This is a genomic window from Pseudescherichia sp. AS216 (assembly GCF_037152055.1).
GTDB lineage: Bacteria > Pseudomonadota > Gammaproteobacteria > Enterobacterales > Enterobacteriaceae > Pseudescherichia.
In genome coordinates this window covers 275,279-291,265 of sequence record NZ_JBBCMV010000004.1, presented here as the reverse complement: position 1 = coordinate 291,265, position 15,987 = coordinate 275,279, and the positions used below count along the sequence as shown (strand labels likewise).

13 protein-coding genes are annotated in these 15,987 nt (G+C 57.8%); 5 read left to right on the top strand and 8 right to left on the bottom strand.

Annotation, left to right across the window (positions count from 1 at the left end):
* Both WFN61_RS14245 and WFN61_RS14240 read right to left on the bottom strand, forming a co-directional pair.
* Positions 1-1,122 (bottom strand): amidohydrolase, encoded by a 1,122-nt coding sequence (locus WFN61_RS14245; RefSeq protein WP_312632958.1) that lies wholly within the window; start codon positions 1,120-1,122, stop codon positions 1-3.
* Positions 1,101-2,135 (bottom strand): LLM class flavin-dependent oxidoreductase, encoded by a 1,035-nt coding sequence (locus WFN61_RS14240; RefSeq protein WP_337038832.1) that lies wholly within the window; start codon positions 2,133-2,135, stop codon positions 1,101-1,103. Before WFN61_RS14240 ends, WFN61_RS14245 begins: the two co-directional genes overlap by 22 nt.
* A gap of 385 nt (positions 2,136-2,520) precedes the next feature.
* Between WFN61_RS14240 and ansP the strand changes: the two genes are divergently transcribed.
* Positions 2,521-4,017, top strand: a complete 1,497-nt coding sequence (gene ansP / locus WFN61_RS14235) for an L-asparagine permease (RefSeq protein ID WP_144815624.1) — start codon at positions 2,521-2,523, stop codon at positions 4,015-4,017.
* Between the two features lie 63 nt (positions 4,018-4,080).
* Here the strand turns inward: ansP and yncE are convergent, their stop codons facing one another.
* Positions 4,081-5,142, bottom strand: coding sequence for a 7-bladed beta-propeller protein YncE (gene yncE / locus WFN61_RS14230; RefSeq protein WP_337038831.1), 1,062 nt, complete (start codon positions 5,140-5,142; stop codon positions 4,081-4,083).
* 235 nt (positions 5,143-5,377) lie between these two features.
* Here yncE and pqqU point away from each other — a divergent pair, with 235 nt between their 5' ends.
* Positions 5,378-7,486, top strand: a complete 2,109-nt coding sequence (pqqU, locus tag WFN61_RS14225; protein ID WP_337038830.1) for a TonB-dependent receptor PqqU — start codon at positions 5,378-5,380, stop codon at positions 7,484-7,486.
* Positions 7,487-7,541: 55 nt separating this feature from the next.
* On the opposite strand, the gene WFN61_RS14220 is transcribed toward pqqU, so the two are convergent.
* The 3 genes from WFN61_RS14220 to WFN61_RS14210 all read right to left on the bottom strand — a co-directional run bounded on the left by WFN61_RS14220 (position 7,542) and on the right by WFN61_RS14210 (position 11,224).
* Complete coding sequence (locus WFN61_RS14220; protein WP_337038829.1) at positions 7,542-9,092, bottom strand: methyl-accepting chemotaxis protein; 1,551 nt, start codon at positions 9,090-9,092, stop codon at positions 7,542-7,544.
* Positions 9,093-9,266: 174 nt separating this feature from the next.
* Positions 9,267-9,932 carry a GntR family transcriptional regulator gene (locus tag WFN61_RS14215; protein WP_144815608.1) on the bottom strand — a complete coding sequence of 222 codons (666 nt, stop codon included), beginning with the start codon at positions 9,930-9,932 and terminating at the stop codon, positions 9,267-9,269.
* A 254-nt stretch (positions 9,933-10,186) separates the two neighbouring features.
* Complete coding sequence (locus tag WFN61_RS14210) at positions 10,187-11,224, bottom strand: NADP-dependent oxidoreductase (protein WP_312282324.1); 1,038 nt, start codon at positions 11,222-11,224, stop codon at positions 10,187-10,189.
* A 177-nt stretch (positions 11,225-11,401) separates the two neighbouring features.
* Between WFN61_RS14210 and WFN61_RS14205 the strand changes: the two genes are divergently transcribed.
* The gene (locus tag WFN61_RS14205) at positions 11,402-11,920 is read left to right on the top strand and encodes a GNAT family N-acetyltransferase (protein WP_312175920.1); all 519 of its coding nucleotides are present in this window, start codon (positions 11,402-11,404) and stop codon (positions 11,918-11,920) included.
* Complete coding sequence (locus WFN61_RS14200; RefSeq protein ID WP_337038828.1) at positions 11,917-12,366, top strand: DMT family transporter; 450 nt, start codon at positions 11,917-11,919, stop codon at positions 12,364-12,366. Before WFN61_RS14205 ends, WFN61_RS14200 begins: the two co-directional genes overlap by 4 nt.
* Positions 12,367-12,471: 105 nt before the next feature.
* Here the strand turns inward: WFN61_RS14200 and WFN61_RS14195 are convergent, their stop codons facing one another.
* Together WFN61_RS14195 and WFN61_RS14190 are read right to left on the bottom strand one after the other, a co-directional pair.
* Positions 12,472-12,705, bottom strand: coding sequence for a DUF2526 family protein (locus WFN61_RS14195; RefSeq protein WP_144815596.1), 234 nt, complete (start codon positions 12,703-12,705; stop codon positions 12,472-12,474).
* 17 nt (positions 12,706-12,722) lie between these two features.
* Complete coding sequence (locus WFN61_RS14190) at positions 12,723-14,321, bottom strand: ABC transporter substrate-binding protein (RefSeq protein WP_337038888.1); 1,599 nt, start codon at positions 14,319-14,321, stop codon at positions 12,723-12,725.
* Between the two features lie 292 nt (positions 14,322-14,613).
* Between WFN61_RS14190 and WFN61_RS14185 the strand changes: the two genes are divergently transcribed.
* Positions 14,614-15,987 carry an SrfA family protein gene (locus tag WFN61_RS14185; protein WP_337038827.1) on the top strand — a complete coding sequence of 458 codons (1,374 nt, stop codon included), beginning with the start codon at positions 14,614-14,616 and terminating at the stop codon, positions 15,985-15,987.

Sequence of the window (15,987 nt, the reverse complement as noted above, 5' to 3'; positions counted from 1 at the left end):
TTAAGGTTGCAGTAACGCTTTTTCAGCCAGCAGCGCAAAGTAGCGCGCCGCGCCTTCAAGCAGTGCTTCGTCGGGGTTAAATGCCGGGTGATGCAGGCCAAACTCGCTGGCGCTGCCGATGCTGACAAAAGCACCGGGAATATGTTGCAGATAGACGGCAAAATCCTCCCCGCCCATATGCAGCCCGGCGTGCTGCGTCTCATACCCGTGCCAGTCAGCGACGTCACGGGCGAAGGCGGCCCAGCGCTCATCGTTAACCAGCGCCGTGGGGCCGTCGTACCAGCTGACGGCGATCTCCGCCCCAAACGCCTGACCCAGCCCGGCGGCAATGGCGTTTACGCGCCTCTTCACCTGCTGTTGAACCGCAACGTCGTGGGTACGCAGAGTGCCCTCCAGCTCTACCGTCTCCGGCAGCACATTCCAGGTATTGCCCCCGGCGATCCGCGTCACGCTGAGCACCACCGAGTCAAGGGTGTTAACGTTGCGGCTGGCGACGCTCTGCAGGGCGTTGACGAGCTGGCTCGCCAGCAGGATGGCGTCGTTGCCCTCGTGCGGGCGGGCGGCATGTGCCCCCTTGCCCTTCACGCCAATGACAAAGCGATCGACGTTGGCGTAGAACGGGCCGCCGCGTGTGGCAAAGACGCCCACCGGCAGACCGGGTTCGTTGTGCATGCCGAAGATCGCGCTGACGCCATTCAGGACGCCTGCGTTAATCAGCCGTTTCGCACCGCCAAAATTCTCTTCGGCAGGCTGGAACAGGATACGCACCCTGCCCGCCAGCCGGTGCTCGTGCTCCTTGAGCAGCAGCGCCGCGCCAAGCATCACGGTGGTGTGCACGTCATGGCCGCAGGCATGCATGATCCCAGCGTTTTTCGAGCTAAACGGCACGCCGCTGGCCTCGTCGATAGGCAGAGCATCGATATCACCGCGCAAAGCAATTATTTTTTCGCCGCTGCCAATCTCTACCACCACGCCGGTGGGCAGATCGTAAGGCAACAGTCGCAGCCCGGCGTTTTCCAGCCACTGGCGGATCCGCCGCGTTGTCTCAAACTCCTGAAGCGACAGCTCCGGGTACTGATGAAGCTCGCGTCGCCACTCAATCAGCTGTTGTGAAAACTGCATTCCGCTGCCTCCATCACGTGCCGCTCCTGCGACCACGCCTCTGCCAGCAGGCGCAGGCAGGTAATCCGCGCTGCGCCGCCGGTAATGGGCGTGTCGATAATAAATTCGTCAATGCCCCATGCATGGTGCAGCGCGTTCAGCCCGGCCAGCACCGTCTCTGCCGTGCCCACCAGCGCCGAGGAGTCCCGGCGAACAATCTGCTTCGCCGGGCTGCCCGCCTGACGGGCAAACGCCTGCGCCTGCTCCTGGCTGGCTACCGTGACGCGCTGGCCGTTCTCCAGCTCCACGCCCCACAGCTCAACCTCCTGGGCCAGCGCCTGCGCGTCAGCATCGCTGTCGGCCACAATCGCCTGCACCGCCACCACCGTGCTGCGCTGGCTATGCGCCTGCCAGGCCGTGAGCACGTCGCGCAGCAGGGCTTTATCCCCGTTCAGGTGGGCAGCAAAGACAAAGTTCCAGTCAAGGGCGGCAGCCAGCCGAGCGCTCTCGACGCTCGCCCCGAGGAGAAAACCGTCGGCGCGGTGAGGCGGTACCGGCGTTGCCAGCAGGCTCTCCTGCTGGCGATCGTTTACCGAGAGTGAAAGCCAGTTGTCGAGCTGCGCCAGTTTGTCTGCAAAGGTGCCGGCGCGTTCCTGATCCAGCCCCTGCTGAAGCGCGCGGGTGGAGAGCGGCAGGCCGCCAGGGGCTTTACCTACGCCGAGATCGATACGTCCCGGTGCCAGCGTGGCGAGAAGGTTAAAGTTTTCCGCGACCTTGTAGGGACTGTAGTGTTGCAGCATGACGCCGCCGGAGCCGACACGAATGCGCCGGGTCTGGCCGACGATCCACGCGATTACCAGCTCCGGTGATGGGCTGGCCAGTTGCGGGGTGTTGTGGTGCTCAGCGATCCAGAAACGGTGATAGCCCCACTCCTCGGCTCGCTGCGCCAGGTGCAGGGTGCGGGCCAGCGCCTCCGTTGCCGTTTCGCCATCGGCGATGGGACTTTTATCCAGCAGACTAATTCGATATGACATGCGTACGCTCAGATGAGGAAACATGCCCCTATTAGTAAGAGGTCAGGAAACGCCTGTGAAACAATTAATTTACATTTAATTAGCTAAAAAGTGGCTAAGTCGCAGCTCTCTTGCCTCCTCTGTACCCTAACCCTTTTCATCGGGCTGAATCGTATCGACACAGCTGCTCATCCGACCACACGAATTCACGCGACAGCGCTCAATTTTCGCCGGGTATCTTTTGCGTCGCTTATAAATTGCAGGTAGGATGCTGCGCCATGTTTCGTCTTATCTATGCGCAAAATAGCGGGAAAGACAGCATGTTTATTCGCCAGGGCAAACGTTTGTTTCGTACTGGGCGAATGCAAACATCCTCGATGATTCAGACAGGTCAACAGGTAACGCAATGAAAAACAGCAACAACAGCGCAGCAGAGCATCAGGCTGCAAAACGCCGCTGGCTTAACTCGCATGAAGAGGGGTATAAGCAGGCGATGGGTAACCGTCAGGTGCAGATGATTGCTATCGGCGGTGCGATTGGTACAGGGTTATTTCTCGGTGCGGGCGCACGCCTGCAGATGGCAGGCCCTTCGCTCGCCATCGTCTATCTGGTTTGCGGGATCTTCTCTTTCTTTATTCTCCGCGCGCTTGGCGAGCTGGTATTGCACCGCCCCTCCAGCGGCAGCTTCGTCTCCTACGCCCGTGAGTTCCTGGGTGAGAAAGCGGCATTCGTTGCCGGCTGGATGTACTTCATCAACTGGGCCATGACCGGCATTGTGGATATCACCGCCGTTGCGCTCTATATGCACTACTGGGGCGCGTTTGGCGACGTGCCGCAGTGGGTCTTCGCCCTTGGCGCGCTGGCTATCGTCGGCACCATGAACATGATCGGCGTGAAATGGTTCGCCGAAATGGAGTTCTGGTTTGCGCTGGTGAAGGTGCTGGCTATCGTGGTTTTCCTGGTCGTGGGGACTATCTTCCTCGGCACCGGCAAACCGCTGGACGGCGGCACTACCGGTTTCCACCTGATTACCGATAACGGCGGCTTCTTCCCGCATGGCCTGCTGCCTGCGTTGGTGCTGGTGCAGGGCGTGGTCTTCGCCTTCGCCTCTATCGAACTGGTGGGTACGGCGGCGGGTGAATGTAAAGATCCGCAGACCATGGTGCCAAAAGCCATCAATAGCGTGATCTGGCGTATCGGCCTTTTCTACGTTGGCTCCGTGGTTCTGCTGGTGCTGCTGCTGCCGTGGAATGCCTATCAGGCTGGACAGAGCCCGTTCGTGACCTTCTTCAGCAAGCTGGGCGTGCCTTACATTGGCGACGTAATGAACATGGTGGTGCTGACCGCCGCGCTCTCCAGCCTGAACTCAGGCCTCTACTCTACGGGCCGTATTCTGCGCTCCATGTCGATGGGCGGCTCTGCACCGAAGTTCATGTCCAAAATGAGCAAGCAGCATGTTCCCTACGCGGGCATTCTGGCGACGCTGGCGATTTACGTCTTCGGCGTGGTGCTGAACTATCTGGTTCCGGCCAGCGTGTTTGAGATCGTGCTGAACGTGGCGGCGCTGGGCATTATCGCTTCGTGGGCGTTTATCGTGGTGTGCCAGATGCGCCTGCGTAAAGCTATTAAAGAGGGCAAAGCGGCTGACGTCAGCTTCAAGCTGCCGGGCGCGCCGGTCACCTCCTGGCTGACGCTGCTGTTCCTGTTGAGCGTGCTGGTGCTGATGGCGTTCGACTATCCGAACGGGACCTATACCATCGCCTCGATTCCGGTGATTGCACTCCTGCTGGTCGTAGGCTGGTATGGCGTGCGTAAGCGGGTGCAGGAGATCCACAGCACCGCGCCGGTGCATAGTGAAGAGACGGCGGAAAGCGCCGTGCTGGTTGAGAAAACCTCCAGCTAATCTCCGCCGAAGAACTATTTAAAACAATGCCCGGCAACTCTGTCGGGCATTTTTCATTAAGTCTTACAGCGCAATACGGATCACATCATCCTGATCGGTCGCCTCTTTCTCGCGGGTCGAGGCCTGCTTCACGCTAACGTACAGCGTTTTACCATCGGCAGAGAGCGCCAGGCTGTTCGGGTAGGTAGGCGTATCAAAGCTCTTCACCACCTTATAACTTTTCGCATCAATAACGCTCACCTTGCCCGCCTTGCGATGGGTCACATAGGCTTCGTTACGCGCCGGGTTAAACAGCACGGCCAGCGACTCCGGGGCGGTAACCTTCGCCAGCACCTTGCCGTCGCGCAGATTTACTACCAGCACTTCCGCCTGCTTCGAGTCGGTAATAAACGCCCGCTGGCCTGCGGTATCGAGGCTGAGGTTGAGATAGAAGTGCTCTTTGCCATCGTCAAGCACCTTCTGACGGGAGAGGATTTTATTGCTGGCGGTATCGATGGTAATCAGCTCGCCGTCGCCGTTGGTGGTATAGAGACGTTTTGCCGCCGCATCGATAGCCAGCCCGGTGCTAAAGGTGCCCGTGTCAGCGATCGTGTTTTTCAGCTTCAGCGTTTCGCCATCCACGGCCCAGATCACGCTCTCCTTGCCGATGCCGGTGATATAAACGGTATTGGTGGTTTCATCCACCACCAGCTCGCGCGGCTGCAAGGGGCGCACCGTTTCGGAGCGCTTGCGATCGTCCAGCACCAGACGGCCTTTGACCTCGCCTGTTTTCGCATCAACGGCAGTCACCGCGCCATTGGTGGTGTTGCCAAACCACAGCGTCTGGGTTTGATGGTTGATGGTCGCACCAAACGGCTTAAGATCGTTGTGGATGGCCTGGGTGATATCCAGGGTAACAGGGTCGAGGCGGTAGATAACCCCGCCCTTATCCATCTTGCGGCTCTGGGTCGTGGCGACCCACAGGGCGTTCTCCTGCTGGCTGAACGCCATTTCGTATGCGCCCTTACCCACCGGTTTACGCAGCATCTCCTCCGCCGCGCTGGCGTTAAACGCCCCCGCCAGCAGCAGTGAGCCGAGGAACAGTGAACCACGCAGGCGCGGCGAGCTTAATTGACGTAAAAACATGACGACTCCCTTTGATTAATACATTCGCGTGTTGCGAATGAGAATAATAATCATTAATTGATAAAATGTGGAGCCTTTCTTGCCAGGTCGTCCATAATCTTCATACTTTCTCCATACACACTTGGATACAGCACTTAACACTACGTGCCGTTAACGTTTTCATAATTTTTACAAAAACAGTAACATGTGCACACATGTTCCATTTGGTTCGTTTTTTATTTAACCGGTTCCTTTAATGAAAATCATCGCTATCACGCACGCGACCCTCCCTTTTCTGCTGCTGCCCGCGGCCTGCGGTTCTGCTTTTGCCGCTGATGAACAGACCCTGATCGTCAGCGCTACGCCGCAGACCGTGTCCGAGCTGGATACCCCTGCCGCCGTCAGCGTAGTCAACGGGGAGGAGATGCGTCATGCCGCTCCGCGCGTTAACCTCTCCGAGTCGCTGACCGGCGTGCCGGGGCTACAGATCCAGAATCGCCAGAACTATGCGCAGGATCTGCAGCTCTCTATGCGTGGCTTTGGCTCCCGCTCTACCTACGGCGTGCGCGGCATCCGCATGTACGTCGATGGCATCCCGGCGACCATGCCGGACGGCCAGGGACAGACCTCCAATATCGATCTCAACAGCGTCGAGAGCGTCGAAGTGCTGCGCGGCCCCTTCTCTGCCCTGTATGGTAACGCCTCCGGCGGCGTGGTTAACGTCACTACCGAAACCGGTCAGCAGCCCACGACTATCGAAGCCAGCAGCTACTACGGCAGCTACGGTAGCTGGCGCTACGGCCTGAAAGCCACCGGTGCAACCGGAGACGGTACTCAGGCAGGTGACGTGGACTACACCGTCTCCTCTACCCGCTTTATTACCAGCGGCTATCGCGACCACAGCGGTGCGCGTAAGAACCTGGCCAATGCCAAACTTGGTGTGCGCATCGATGACGTTAGCAAGCTGAGCCTGATCTTTAACAGCGTTGATATCAAAGCGGACGATCCGGGCGGCCTGACGCAGCAGGAGTGGAAACAGGATCCACACCAGGCTCCGCGTGCCGACCAGTACAACACCCGCAAAACTATCAAGCAGACCCAGGCCGGACTGCGTTATGAGCGCCAGCTGAGCGAGCAGGATGACCTCAGCGTGATGATGTACGCAGGCCAGCGTGAAACGACCCAGTACCAGTCCATTCCGCGTGCGCCGCAGCTCAATCCGACCCATGCGGGCGGCGTGATCGACCTGAGCCGTCACTACCAGGGGATCGATACCCGCTGGACGCACCGTGGCGAGCTGCTGGTGCCGGTGACCATTACCACCGGTTTGAACTATGAAAACATGAGCGAAGATCGGAAGGGTTTCGAGAACTTCGTAATGAATAACGGCACGCCGGATTACGGCCAGAAAGGTAACCTGCGCCGTAACGAGCGTAACCTGATGTGGAACGCGGATCCCTATATGCAGTCCCGCTGGCAACTGACCGATAAGCTCTCGCTGGACGCCGGCGTGCGCTACAGCTCGGTGTGGTTTGACTCCAATGACCACTACATTACTGCCGCTAACGGCGACGACAGCGGTGAAGCCAGCTACCACGAGTGGCTCCCGGCCGGTGCGCTGAAGTATGCCGTGACCGATGCATGGAATGTCTACGCCGCCGCAGGCCGTGGCTTCGAGACGCCGACCATCAATGAGCTCTCCTACCGGGCCAATAATCAGAGCGGCCTGAACTTCAATCTTAAACCGTCTACCAACGACACCTATGAGATTGGCAGCAAGACCCGCGTCGGCAACGGCCTGTTTACCGCAGCGCTGTTCCAGACGATGACCCATGATGAGATCGTGACGGATACCAGCAGCGGTGGGCGCACGACCTACAAAAACGCCGGAAAAACCCGTCGTCAGGGCGCTGAGCTCTCCCTGGACCAGCAGTTTGCTGGCGACTGGCGGGTGAAAATGGCGTGGACCTATCTGGATGCCACCTACCGCACCAACGTCTGCGGGGATGACAACTGCAACGGTAACCGGATGCCGGGCATTGCGCGTAATATGGGCTTCGCCTCCCTCGGCTACGTGCCGGAGAACGGCTGGTACGCGGGAGCTGATATGCGCTACATGAGCGACATTGAAGCGAACGATGAGAACACGGCTAAAGCGCCGTCCTATACCACCGTGGGACTGAACACCGGGTATAAGTTCAACTACAACAACTGGATGCTGGACGTCTTTGGCCGCGTCGATAACCTGTTCGACAAAGAGTATGTCGGATCGGTCATCGTTAACGAATCTAACGGCCGCTACTACGAACCGGCTCCGGGTCGTAACTACGGCGTAGGCCTCTCGGTAGCGTACCGCTTCGAGTAACGCCTTAGCGTCTCTGCTGATGCCCGGTAGCCAAACGCTGCCGGGCATTTTTATTTTACGCCGTTGCTGGCTGCTCCAGACGGAACGCCGCGACAAGCTGAGACAGCAGCTGCGCCTGCTCCTCCAGCGATCCCGCCGCCAGCGATGAGGCGCTGACCAGCGTGGCGTTCTGCTGGGTGGTACTGTCCAGCTCGCCTACCGCGCGGGCTATCTGCTCAATACCCCGGCTCTGCTCCTCCGACGCGGAAGAGATCTCACCCATGATATCGTTGACCCGAGTCACCGCATCCACCACCTGCTCCATGGTCTGTCCCGCTCTGGCCACCAGCTCGCTGCCGGTGCTGATACGTGATACCGACTCGCCGATCAGCTGCTCGATGTCTTTCGCCGCCTGGGAGCTGCGCTGGGAGAGGCTGCGCACCTCGCTGGCAACCACCGCAAAGCCACGGCCCTGTTCACCAGCACGCGCGGCTTCGACCGCCGCGTTCAGCGCCAGAATGTTGGTCTGGAAAGCAATGCTATTGATCACCGCCGTGATATCGGCAATTTTTTGCGAGCTGGCGTGGATATCGCCCATGGTATTGACCACGTCGCGCATCACGCTGCCGCCCTGGCTGGCGGTGCTGGAGGCCTCGGCAGCCAGTTTGCTGGCATGACGGGCGTTATCGGCGTTATTTCTCACCGTCGCGGTGAGCTCCTCCATACTGGCCGCGGTCTGCACCACGGCGGCCGCCTGCTGCTCGGTACGGGAAGAGAGATCGGTGTTGCCGTCGGCAATTTCGCTGGCGGCGTGGGAGACCTGGGCCACGCTGCTGCGCACCTCGCGGATCATCTCCCGCAGACGCAGGTTCATCTTTGCCATCGCCCCGGTGAGCTTACCTAACTCATCGCCGCCCTGCACCTCAATCACCGAGCTAAGATCGCCGCTGGCGATGCGCTCCGCCAGGGTCAGGTTATGCTGCACCGGCCGGGTAATCTGGCGGATAACCCACCACGAGACAAGAATGCCAATGAGTATGGCAACGCCGCCAATCACCGCGGTCACGGTGCTGGAGCTATAGGCCAGCTCATCGTTATGGGCTTTTACCGAGGCGATAATAAGTTTGATGTCGGCGCTGCTGTTGTCGCCAGCGACCTTAACCCCATCCTCGGCGGCCTGAAGCTGCTGCATCTCTGCGCTGCCTGCCTGGGTGCCGGCGGCGCGTAGCGGAGCGAGCGCGGCGTTGGCGCTCTGCATGCCGCTTACGCTGCGCTGAAAGTCGGCAAGATGAGTTTCAAGGGTGTGAAGCAGCGTCGTCTCGCCATCCGTCCAGTCGAGATTTTTCGCCGAGGCGGTAAGCTCTGCGGCATGGTTGACATAGTTTGCCAGCGCCTGACCTGATTTTTCATCGCCGCTGTAAAAATATTTCAGGCGATTAATCTTGGCCTGGAAGACTTCAATATTGATGTTGTAGATCAGGTTGGTTTTTTCATAAACGCTGCGGATCTCTTTAAAACGCATCACGCTGAGAATGGTGGCAACCGCCACCAGCAGCAGAACCAGACCAAACCCCACCGACAGTTTCTTACTGATGGTGATATCGCGTAATCGTCGGTTTAAAAACATACCCTCTCCTTGCCCAAGCAAAATGTTAGCGCCCAACTGCGTATAAAAGGGTTATCGTCACTGGAGAAAGGTAATTAACAGGTTTGGCAGGAAGAATGGTAAAAGTGTGATGGAGGTGCTTCCCTGAGGCAAATTCACCAGGGAAGCCGTTATAAGGCGCAATTGAGAGACGGGCTACAGTGCCTCTTTATACTGATGCTGAACAATGTTTACGCCCATATCAATGACACTAATAATTGACTGCTGGCTGGCCTCGCTATCACCCCGCTCCAGGGCGTCTAACAGATCGGCATAGTCATGGTGCCCGTTGGCCAGCTCCGCAGAGACAGGATAAAGATGGTTAAAGCACGGGCCGATGCGCACCCACAGCTGCTCGATCAGCGAGAGCAGCGTGGGCATCTCAGCATATTCGTACAGGCGGAAGCGAAAGCTACGGTTAGCCTGCAAGGCCTGCTCCACGTTCGCGCCCAGCCGGGCTTCATTAAATGTTTTAGCCAGCAGCCGCAGCTGGCGAAGTTTTTCATCGGTCATTTTGCTACAGGCGGCACTGACGGCCATCGATTCCAGCCGCTTACGAATTTCAGTTATTTCGCGGTGGGTTTGCTGACTCACGTCTGGAACCAGAAAGGCCTGGGCGGGAGTGGCATGTAACGCACCCGCAGAGACTAAACGCAAAAGTGCTTCGCGCACCGGTGTAATGCTGGTTCCGAGCTGGTCGGCAATCTCCTTGGTAATCAGGCGTGCGCCGGGCTTTAGCGCCCCGACGATTAACGCGTTTTTTAAACTTACTTCAACCTGCTGAGTGAGGCTCAGACGCTGCGCCTTTTCCAAATCAAGCATATTCATGTCCTGTCGAATACTTATTACTTTTCACCTATTCGTGTGACTATTCGCACACGAACCATAAGATATAGTAGGTAGAGAGTTGCCTGGTATTGGATTAACGCAAATCGTTAGAACTAAAAGTTATTTATTATGCAGATTAATATACACCAACGGAACATACCGCTCCGCTGGTGTAGCTATGCTTAATTAAAGACAACATTTTGTAAAATTGCATGATTTTTTATGCAATTTTTTATTGGCACTTACCTTTACTGGTCCGCGGCTACGCGAATAACCAGTTTGCCAAAGTTCTTGCCTTCCAATAGACCAATAAAGGCTTCAGGGGCATTTTCGAGGCCATCAACAATCTGCTCGCGATAGTGAATTTTCCCTTCCTGAACCCATCTCCCCATCTCCTGCTGGAACTCGTCGATGCGGTGGCCGTAGTCCTGAGTAATGATAAAGCCCTGCATCCGAATACGCTTTTTCAAAATTGTGCCCATCAGCAGCGGCAGGCGATCTGGCCCCGGCGGCAGATCGGTGGCGTTGTAGCCGCTGATCAGGCCACACACCGGCACGCGGGCACCGGTATTCAGCAGCGGCAGCACCGCATCAAATACCTTGCCACCAACGTTTTCATAATAGACATCAATCCCCTGTGGACAGGCGTTTTTTAGCTGTTCAGCAAAGTCATCGGCATGATGATCGATACAGGCGTCAAAGCCCAGCTTCTCCACGGCGTGACGGCACTTCTCTGCCCCACCGGCGACGCCTACCACCCGCAGGCCTTTCAGCTTGCCAATCTGGCCGACCGTTGCCCCAACCGGGCCCGTTGCCGCCGCGACCACCAGCGTCTCCCCCTCTTTGGGCTGACCAATGTCCAGTAGCCCCATATAAGCGGTAAAGCCCGGCATCCCCAGCACGCCCAGCGCCCAGGACGGGTGCTCGAGGCTCTTGTCGAGCTTAACCAGCCCCTCACCGTTAGAGATGGCATACGTCTGCCAGCCGTCGTAGCCCAGCACCCAGTCGCCTTCGGCATAGTCTGGATGCTGTGAGGTGACCACCTGGCTCACCGTACCGCCGCACATGACGTCGCCGATATTCACCGGATCGGCATAGGAGGGTTCATCGCTCATTCGACCGCGCATATACGGGTCGAGAGAGAGATAGACGGTGCGCAGCAGCAGCTGGCCGGATGTTGGCGTAGGGATCTCGCTCTCTTCGAGACGAAAGTTTTCAGCAACGGGCGCGCCTTTCGGGCGGGAAGCCAGCAGCCACTGGCGGTTACGCTGTTGTTCTTGACTCACAATAGTCTCCTTCGACGGTTAAACATCCTTTCAGCGTAGCGCCTTACGCCTCTCTTTGCTTCGCAATCTGCGTCATCCGCTCCTGAAGCGAAACAGCAGTGGCAAAGCGTTGATTTATCGCGGCTGTAATAGTATTCATAACAGACTATCCCGTGCATATTCTCTGAGGTTTTAAGCATGACTATCCGCTACGCGGGCAAAGACGACTGCGCCGCCATTGCCACGATCTACAATCACGCCGTACTGCATACCGCCGCTATCTGGAACGATCAGACCGTTGATGCCGACAACCGCATCGCCTGGTTTGAGGCGCGCACCCTGATGGGCTACCCGGTGCTGGTCAGCGAAGAGAACGGCGAGATCGCCGGCTATGCGGCTTTCGGCGACTGGCGCGCTTTCGACGGTTTCCGCCATACGGTAGAGCACTCGGTGTACGTTCACCCGGATCATCAGGGTAAAGGTCTGGGCCAGGCGCTGATGGTCAGGCTGATTGAGGAGGCAAAACGCATCGGCAAGCACGTGATGATCGCCGGAATTGAGTCGCAGAATGCGGCCTCTATTCACCTGCATGAGAAGCTGGGTTTTATCACCACCGCGCAGATGCCGCAGGTGGGTACCAAGTTTGGCCGCTGGCTGGATCTCACCTTTATGCAGCTACAGCTGGATAACCGCAGCGAACCGGACGCTATCGCATGAACCAGTCGCTGACCCTGCTGTTCCTGGCGGCGGCGGGTATCGGGCTGGTGGTACAAAATACGCTGATGGTGCGGATCACCCAGTCCTCCTCCACCGTGTTGATCGCCATGCTGCTCAACTCGCTGGTGGGTATTGTGCTGTTTGTTTCGATTCTGCTGATGAAGTATGGCCTGTCCGGCTTTAGCGAACTGGCGGCAACGGTGCGCTGGTGGACGCTGATCCCCGGCCTGCTTGGGTCATTTTTTGTCTTTGCCAGCATTAGCGGATATCAATACGTTGGCGCGGCCACCACTATCGCGGTGCTGGTAGCGAGCCAGCTGATCGGTGGACTGGTGATGGACCTGGTCAAAAGCCACGGCGTGCCATGGCGGGCGCTGGTGGGCCCGGTATGCGGGGCGGTATTGCTGGTGATTGGTGCGTGGCTGGTTGCCAGACGTCAGTGGTAGGTGAATTGCCCGGCAGTCCGGACCGCTACGCTTACCGGGCCTACAAATTACACCGTGCTTACGTAGGCCGGGCAAGCGTTAGCGCCGCCCGGCGTTCACAATGATTTAGAGGATAGTCCCGTTTTTGGTGAGCTGTTCGCGGCGCGCCTCCATCTCTTCCTGATGGTGCCGTCCATTATGGGCGATGGCGTTACGCAGGCGCTGCTGTTGGGTATAACGATCTTCCCGGCTCAGCTCTGCATCATTGCTGAGCTCGACCAGCAACTCATTCATATGCGCAATCACGCTCTCGTTGATAGCGGCATCCACGCGCGTGACCACCTCTTCCAAATGCGACATATCCTCTCCTGTGTCTGTTAATTCAGTTTAGCTTTTGAGAAATCACTGCCCATCAGGCTAACGCTATACCCGGTTACGTTGCTGCGGGTGGCATAGAAGGTTTTACCGTTCGCCAGCGCAATCCACGGGGCCTGCTGGTAGAACACCTCCTGCGCCTGGGCGTAGAGCTTAGCGCGATCTTCCGGTACGGAGGTCAGCTTCGCCTTTTTCACCAGCCCGTTATAGGTTTTATCACACCAGCGGGCGGCGTTGGAGCCGGTTTCAATGCTATCACAGCCCAGCAGCACGTCGGCAAAGTTGTCTGGATCGCCGTTGTCGGACATCCAGCCAAACAGCGCGCTGTCATGCTCGCCTTTGCGCATGCCAGAGAGGTATTCGCCCCACTCATAGGAGACAATCTTCGCCTTCACGCCCACCTTCGCCCAGTCGCTCTGGATCATCTCGGCAATACGCTTAGAATTCGGGTTATAAGGACGCTGTACCGGCATTGACCACAGTGTAACTTCAGCGCCGTTCTCCAGACCGGCCTGCTTCAGCAGCGCCTTCGCTTTTTCCGGATCGTAAGCGTAATCCTTGAGGTCTTTATTAAAGCCGAGCATGTTCGGTGGCAGCGGTGATTTAGCTACCGTACCGGATCCCAGGAAGACGGCGTTAACAATGGCTTTTTTATCCGTGGCATAGTTCAGCGCCTGGCGCACCAGCACGTTATCAAACGGTTTCTTCTCGGTATTGAACGCGAGATAGCCGACGTTCAGCGCATCTACCGAGTGCAGAGCCAGATCTTTGTTCTTTTTGATCACGTCGAACTGCACCGGAGACGGCGCAGGGATAATCTGGCACTCGTTGGTTTGCAGCTTCGCCAGCCGCGTCTCAACGTTCGGGGTGATAGAGAAGATCAGGTGTTTAGTCGGCACCTCACCGTCCCAGTAGTTCGGGTTAGCAATATAACGGATCAGCGCGTCACGCTTATACTGCTGCAGCGCATACGGCCCGGTACCGATTGGCCAGGTATCGACATTCTCCGGCGTGCCCTTTTTCAGCATGGCATCCGCGTACTCCGCCGAGAGGATAGAGGCAAAATCCATGCCCCAGTCGGCGAGGAACGCAGCGTTCGGCTCGTTCAGGACGAACTGCACGTGATAATCATCGACCTTTTTGACCTCTTTAATCAGCTTGTCGAGGCCGACGTCGTTGAAGTATTCGTAGTTACCCTGAGAGACGTTGTGATACGGGTGGTTAGCATCTTTCTGACGCATCACTGAGAAGATCACATCATCGGCATTAAAGTCGCGGGTCGGCTTGAAGTATTTATTGCTGTTAAATTTCACGCCCTGCCGCAGAGTAAAGGTGTAGGTCTTACCGTCCGGGGATATAGTCCAGCTGGTCGCCAGCGACGGCACCGGGATATTTTTCACCGGGTCGAAGTTGATCAGGCGGTTATACAGCGTCTGGGAGCTGGCGACAAAGCTTGGGCCAGAGCTGGCGATCTGCGGGTTAAAGGATTCCGGAGAGGCTTCAGAGCAGTAAATAAGGGTATCGTTGGCCGCCGCCCATGCCGCGCTTGCCGGCAGAAGCGTGCTGAGCGCCAGTGCGAGCAGCGTTTTGCCTGTAGACAGTTTTCCTGAAAACATAATTAAAACCTTATTATTTTATTAAAACGTGATCTCAGCATAGCAGTGAAAGTCTGGCAAATAACGAATCACTATCAGGTTATGCCAAAGCAGCTGATTTTGCTGATTTCTTCGCCTTTCCCCACCATTTAGTTTGCCTTAAGTTATTCCGGAAACGTCAAGCGAAAAGCGCCGGCGCAATGCCACGAGAATTCACCGCTTTTAGCCTCTCTTCCACCGTTTGCTTGCTATTACATCTCGTAAAGTAGAGGCGTGAAGAAGTCTATGGGATGAAAACGTGGCAAAAACTCTCTTGCGCAGCGGCGATCTGGATGATTTTCAGGCCGTTGGCGGCGGCGGCCAGGCCGTCTTTGATTCGGCATTGCAAATTCGTGAAGCGTTACGTCTGCGTAAGCAGCAGGCGATGGTGGACTGCCTCGCCATACCGCAGATTAACGACGACGGCGATCGCGTGGACTGGTACTCACCGATCGAAGGCCGGGCGGTAAGCTGGAAGGCAGCAGACGACGAGTCCCGCTTCCGCGCCCTGCGTTTTCTGGAAAGCACGCTCGACAGCGCCGCTGCCCTGAGCCGGAAAAGCCTACAGTCGCCGAAAACCGCTCAGCAGCTCTTTGGCTCGCTGCTGGCGAAAGCGCTGCAGTTTCCCGGCGTGAACCACGTATTCCTGGTGGATGGCAAACCGGTTATTACCTTCTGGGGCTTTGTTGACCTTAACGAGAGCGCCCGCGAGGATGTGCTCGCCTGCCTGCGGGAAGAGGAGCCGCCTGCCCCGATCATCGAGATGCCGGAAGAGCGCGACGTTGAAGAGGACGTCCCTGCCGTGGCGACCTTCAGCAAAGCCGATGAGCCGCTGCTGGCCGCCGTGCCGGAGATTACCCCCCAGCAGCCTCCCGAACCTCCGCAGCCTGAACCCCAGCCCGCGCCGGTTGTGCCACCTGCCGCCGTTGCCGCTGCGCCTGCGCCTGCACCTACCACTAAGCGCCGCTATGGCCTGTGGGCCCTGCCGGTGGCCGCCGTGGTGGTCGCCGCCGTTGCTGCCCCGCTGCTGTGGCCGCATCAGCCCGCAGAGCATGCCTCAACGCCCGCCCTCAAAACAGCTGCCGCGCCCGCTGCTCCGCAGACCATTGCGCCTGCTCCGCTCGAGGCTGAGCCTGCGCCGGTGCTTACGGCCTCGCTGCCGTTGCATCAGGCAGAAGTGGTGGCAGCCAAAGCAGCGCCTGCCCCGGTGGTGGAAAAAACCAGCGAGCCGACTATCACCGCCATTCCGAAAGATGCGCTGGTGATGGATGCCAACCAGGTTAAAGCGGGCAGCACCCGTTTTCTCAACGGCAGCTGGCGCGTGATGCTGGATATCAAAGACGAAGTGACCGGCAAACCGCCTACGCTGCGCTTCCAGATCCAGAACAATAAAGGTACCGCCCGCCTGGTGCAGGGTAATAATATTGTCTGCCGGTCCGAGATCTTCTCTGGCCTGCACGACACCGGCGTACTGATGATCAAAAGCCGCGGTCACGCGCGCTGCAGCGACGGCACTCGCTACCCGATGCCGGAGATCTCCTGCACCGCAGGCACCAGCGACGTTGCCCAGTGCAGCGCCCGGTATGATGCCAAAACCATTGTCCCGTTGACGTTCAGAAAAACAGGTTCCTGA